Source organism: Mycobacterium sp. TH-M15, from assembly GCF_057473705.1.
In genome coordinates this window covers 1-4,999 of sequence record NZ_JBYCLB010000142.1, presented here as the reverse complement: position 1 = coordinate 4,999, position 4,999 = coordinate 1, and the positions used below count along the sequence as shown (strand labels likewise).

Annotated in this window: 6 protein-coding genes; 2 read left to right on the top strand and 4 right to left on the bottom strand. The window is 69.3% G+C overall.

All coding sequences use genetic code 11. The annotated features are described in order from the left end of the window. Window positions 1-350 (top strand): hypothetical protein (locus tag AC2VNT_RS03490; RefSeq protein WP_486945534.1); only part of this gene is annotated, 350 nt, incomplete at its 5' end. A 36-nt stretch (window positions 351-386) separates the two neighbouring features. Here AC2VNT_RS03490 and AC2VNT_RS03485 read toward each other — a convergent pair. From AC2VNT_RS03485 to AC2VNT_RS03470, 4 genes are all read right to left on the bottom strand, one after another. Then, window positions 387-761: a hypothetical protein gene (locus AC2VNT_RS03485; RefSeq protein ID WP_486945533.1), complete on the bottom strand. Its 375-nt coding sequence runs from the start codon at window positions 759-761 to the stop codon at window positions 387-389. A 48-nt stretch (window positions 762-809) separates the two neighbouring features. Beyond that, window positions 810-2,051 carry an ArsA family ATPase gene (locus AC2VNT_RS03480; protein WP_486945532.1) on the bottom strand — a complete coding sequence of 414 codons (1,242 nt, stop codon included), beginning with the start codon at window positions 2,049-2,051 and terminating at the stop codon, window positions 810-812. A gap of 17 nt (window positions 2,052-2,068) precedes the next feature. After that, window positions 2,069-2,506, bottom strand: coding sequence for an SRPBCC family protein (locus AC2VNT_RS03475; RefSeq protein WP_486945531.1), 438 nt, complete (start codon window positions 2,504-2,506; stop codon window positions 2,069-2,071). Window positions 2,507-2,595: 89 nt separating this feature from the next. Continuing rightward, window positions 2,596-2,988 carry an SRPBCC family protein gene (locus AC2VNT_RS03470; RefSeq protein ID WP_486945530.1) on the bottom strand — a complete coding sequence of 131 codons (393 nt, stop codon included), beginning with the start codon at window positions 2,986-2,988 and terminating at the stop codon, window positions 2,596-2,598. Window positions 2,989-3,082: 94 nt separating this feature from the next. On the opposite strand from AC2VNT_RS03470, the gene AC2VNT_RS03465 reads away from it, so the two are divergent. Beyond that, the gene (locus AC2VNT_RS03465; protein WP_486945529.1) at window positions 3,083-4,885 is read left to right on the top strand and encodes an AMP-dependent synthetase/ligase; all 1,803 of its coding nucleotides are present in this window, start codon (window positions 3,083-3,085) and stop codon (window positions 4,883-4,885) included. Window positions 4,886-4,999: the final 114 nt, after the last annotated feature.

The following is a 4,999-nucleotide window of genomic DNA, read 5'->3' as shown; positions in this document are numbered from 1 at the left end:
CCAGATCGGTCACCGACACCCCCTACGCCAGCAGCCCATCGATGCTCACCGCGGCCTCCCTGCACGCCTCAGTGGAGACGAACACCGCATCGGCGGTAGTCACCTTGACAGAACTGGTGGTGGTCAACCGGCCAGCTTGGTTGACGTGCCCCGGCTGCGGCGCGCACCGCGCTCATCGCCTGCACACTCGGCTGAGCCGCCACACCGGGCGCGGCGATCCCCACAGCGGCATGACCCGCCAGCACCGCGGTGTGCCACGACGACGCCGTAACCGGCAGCACCTCGGGGACGGCGATCTGATCGGGTCCAGGCACGAGGAGAGGATGAACCAGCAGGTTTCGGATGCCTAGCGCCCGCCCTGATCGGCCGACCCGACTCGGCGGGCCTCACTCCTCGATGGTGACCGGGATGTGTTGGTAGCCGGTCTTGGCGGCTTGGTCGCTGCCGGGGCCGGGCCCACCGTCCGGCCGGGGCGGCTCCGGTTCCGGCGGCTGCGAGGTCTGCTCGACGGCGGCCCGGATCACCGCGAGCAGCGCGACACTGTGCTCGGCGACGGCCGTCAGCATCGGGTGCTCTTCCCCGGTCGCCATCGCCGCCAGCGCGCACACCGGGCACCAGGCCTGCTGGCATTTTCCGGGGCCGTCGCTGGGCGCCAGGTTCGCGGCGGCCCGCACCGCGGGGTCGATCGCGTCCAGCATGGCCTGCGCCAGCCTGCGCAGCTCTGGACCCAGCTCGCCCAGCTCGGGGTGACCGCCGTTCACGCGCGTCTCCTCTCCCCCGCCCACATCGCTTCGCCTCGTCACCGGCGGTTAGGCCGGCCACAACCGCGGGTCCGGACGGAAGCGCACCGTCAACTCGTCGCCGCGCAGCGCCGCGTCCAGCACAGTGCAGCGTCGCAGCACCGACGCCAACCGCACTCTGCGCCGCAGCCCGCCGACGCCCACGATCAGGTCGTCGTCCACCCGGCCGAGGGTGAGGGCTCCCGGATCCACCTGCGGCAACTCTAGCCGCAGCCGGTATACCGCAGCCAATCCCGAGCCCGACTCGCGGTCCACCACCGGACGAACCGGCCCCGGCGGCGCCGACCCGCCCCGCCGGCGGGCGCTGTCGAGCAGCTCGCCGAGCGCCTTCGGGCCGATCGGCTCGCCGGCCAGCTGCGGGGTCAGCACCAGGGCCAGGTCACCGATTGTGTCGTCCAACTCGTCGAGGACGGCTTGCTGTTCATGGATCCGCTCCGCATACCAGTCGAACGCGGGGTGGTCCGGAAGATCGGTGTAGGAGTACGAATCATCCTGCATTAGAATCTGATTGACGATCAGTTCCTCGATGCGCACGCCCATCAGCGTCAGCGAGGAAATGGTTCGGGCCGCTTCGGCGGCGACCACGCGTTCGGCGGTCAGCACCAGGTGCGCCGAAACCCGTTGCCCGTCGGTGAGCAGCGCGGTGAGCCGGTCGGCCACCGCCGCCACCCGCTCGGTCAGCTCGACCAGGGCCATCGACCGGTCGTCGTCCGCGGTGAGCCGGCGATGCCGCGGCCAGGCCCGCTCGGTGTACCAGGCCAGCGTTGCCGGCAGGGTCAGCATCCGTAGCGCGTCGGCCGTGGAGGCGCAGTCGACCACGACGTGGTCCCACTGGCCGCTGCCCGCCAACCGGGCGACCTCGTGCAACCCGAGCAGCTCCTGAACACCGGGCAGCGCGGAAAGCTCTTCGGGCGCAATGTCGCCCAGCTCCGAATCGGGAAGGCGGCCGGAAATCGCACCGACCACCTGCCGCCAGCCCGCCTCCAGCAGCGCCAAGGTGTCCAGCGCCAGGGCGCCCAGCGCACCGCCGTTGGCTTCGACACCGTCGACGACGACGTCGACCGGTTCCGGCCGGCCACTGGGCGGCACCGGCACGCCGAGCACGTCGCCGACGGAGTGGGCCTGGTCGGTGGAGACGAGCAGCACCCGGCGTCCCGACCGCGCACCGGTCACGGCGGTCGCGGCCGCCAGGGTCGATTTCCCTACCCCGCCCTTGCCGACGAACAGACTGATCCGGGCCAGAGCGGACATCCCTGACTCACCCAGATTCACTCAGCCTCGGCTCGCTTCTTCAGATCCTTCAGTGCGGTGTCGGTCAACCGCCGCTCGGCTTTGCGCTTGAGCAGGCCGATTATCGGGATCATCAAGTCGACCGACAGAATGTATGTGACGTCGGTTCCGGATCCCTTGGCCGCCAAGTGATATTCGCCGTCCAGCGCCTTCAGCAGCGAACTCGACACCAACGTCCAGGATACCGACCGCCGGTCTCCGGACCAGTCGTATGACAGGACCAATGTGTCTTTGATCACCGTCGCATCGAGCACCAGCCGGGCCACTTTGGGGTAACCGTCGGCGTCGGTCTCCAGCACCTCGGTTTCTTTGTACTCCGACACCCAGTCGGGGTAGGCGCCGATGTCGGCGATGACGTTCATCACCGTGTCCGGATCTGCCTCGATGTAGATCGTCTGCGTCGCTTTGTCCGCCACGTCGTCGCTTCCTAAGTCGTTCACTCGCCGCCGGTCTCCCGACAGAGACGCTACCTTCCCGCGCCCGATGCCGCCTCGGTCAGGCCCGGTCAGGTCGCCGACGGCGACACGCCCACCGGACGCGAACGTTCCAGTTCGGCCTTCACCTCGAACGCCATCTCTTTACCCGCCGCCCGGCGACGATGCGTCGTCTTAGCCAGGTTCATCCGGGCCAGCTGCGACGCCGTCGCGCCGGACGGCTCGGCGTGCAGGAAATAGTGCAGCACCACCCCGTCCAGCACCGGCTCCAGCCAGATCTCCATGGTGCCGGTTAGCGGGCCGGTGACCGTCCACCGAATCCCCTTCTCGGCGCGGTCCTCGACGACGGCCAGCCGCAGGTCCGGCCACCACCGGCGCCAGCGGGCCGGATCGGCGATCGCCGCGCCGACCCGTTCCCCCGGCGCGGCGACGAACGTCTGGTCGGCGACCTGGATGCTGCTCACCGCCTCAGCTTCACATACCGGGCCCACCGTGAGCACAACCACACCCCGACTAGGGTGGGCTGAGACAGCCAGCCGTCCAGGAGAGGCCAGCGTAGTGCGTGAGTTCAGCGTCCCGGCACCGTTCACCGTCGACGAGCACGACAACGTCGTCTCGGTGGTCTTCGAACACGAACGCGACAATCCCGACCACGTCGTCTTCCAGCGACAGGTCGACGGCGCCTGGACCGACGTCACCTGCGCGGCGGTGGCCGCCCAGGTCCGGTCCGCCGCTTTGGGTCTGATCGACCTCGGCGTGCAGCCGGGCGATCGGGTGGCCATCTTCTCCGCCACCCGGTACGAGTGGCCGATTCTGGACTTCGCGATCCTGTCCGTCGGCGCGGTGACCGTGCCGATCTACGAGACGTCCTCCCCCGAGCAGGTGCGCTGGGCAATGCAGGACTCGGCCGCGGTGCTGCTGTTGGCCGAGACCGATGCGCATGCCACGGTGGCCGAGGAGCTGAGCACCGATCTTCCGTCGCTGCGGCGGGTGCTGACCATCGACGGGGCCGGGCCGAAAGCCCTCGACGTACTCACCGGGGCGGGCGCAGCGCACGACCCGACCGAGCTCACCGCCCGACTGGCCGCCCTGCGTGCCGCGGACCCGGCGACACTGATCTACACCTCGGGCACCACCGGACGGCCCAAAGGCTGCCAGCTCACCCACTCGAACCTGGTCCACGAGGTGCGCGGCACCAAGGCTGCGCTGCCGACCCTGCTCGGCCCCGGCCAGCGGCTGCTGGTATTCCTGCCGCTGGCCCATGTGCTGGCCCGGGCCCTCACCCAGGCGGCCTTCACCTACCGGGTCACCGTCGGGTTCACCAGCGACATCAAGAACCTGGTGCCGATGTTCGCGGTGTTCAAGCCGACCGTGGTGGTGGCGGTGCCGCGGGTATTCGAGAAGGTGTACAACACCGCCGCGCAGAACGCCGCCGACAGCGGCAAGGGCCGGATCTTCCAGGCGGCCGCCCAGGCTGCGGTGGACTGGAGTCAGGCCCTCGACGACGGCGGCCCGGGCCTGCTGTTGCGTGCCAAGCACGCGGTCTTCGACCGGCTGGTCTACCACAAGCTGCGGTCCGCACTCGGTGGCGACTGCGACGCGTCCATCTCCGGCGGCGGGCCGCTCGGCGCGCGGTTGGGCCACTTCTACCGAGGCGCCGGCCTCACCGTCTACGAGGGCTACGGCCTGACCGAGACCACCGCCGCCGTCGCGGTCAATCCGGTCGCCCGGGTCAAGGTCGGCACAGTCGGGACGCTGGTGCCGGGCAACAGCATGCGGATCGCCGACGACGGCGAGCTGCTGGTCCGTGGCGGCGTGGTGTTCGGCGGCTACTGGCGCAACGAGCAGGCCACCGCCGAGGCGATCTCCGACGGCTGGTTCAAGACCGGCGACCTGGGTGCGATCGACTCGGACGGCTACCTGAAGATCACCGGCCGGAAGAAGGAGATCATCGTCACCGCAGGGGGCAAGAACGTGGCACCCGCGGTGCTGGAGGATCAGCTGCGGGCGCACCCGCTGATCAGCCAGGCGATGGTGGTCGGCGACGCGAAGCCGTTCATCGGTGCGCTGATCACCGTCGATCCGGAGGCACTGGTGGGCTGGAAGCAGCGCAACGGCAAGGCCGCCGACGCCTCGACGGCGGACCTGATCGACGACCCGGACCTGGTGGCTGAGGTCGATGCCGCGGTCAAGCAGGCCAATCAGGAAGTGTCGCACGCCGAGTCGATCCGCAAGTTCCGCATTCTGCCGGTGGACTTCACCGAGGCCACCGGCGAGTTGACGCCGACACTGAAGGTCAAGCGCAAGGTGGTCGCCGAGAAGTTCGCCGACGCCATCGACGCCATCTACGCCAAGAGCTAAGAGCTAAGAGTTGACCAGTAATGGGTCATGCAGCGCCAATCAGCTTGGGGGGCTAGTTGTTTTCGGCTGGTCCCGCGACGTCCACGCTGCGGGCGTGGTCTGTTCGGGGGTGGG

Coding starts and splice junctions, on each gene's coding strand:
- AC2VNT_RS03480 (WP_486945532.1), bottom strand. CDS start 2,051: ATGTCCGCTCTGGCCCGGATCAGTCTGTTCGTCGGCAAGGGCGGGGTA.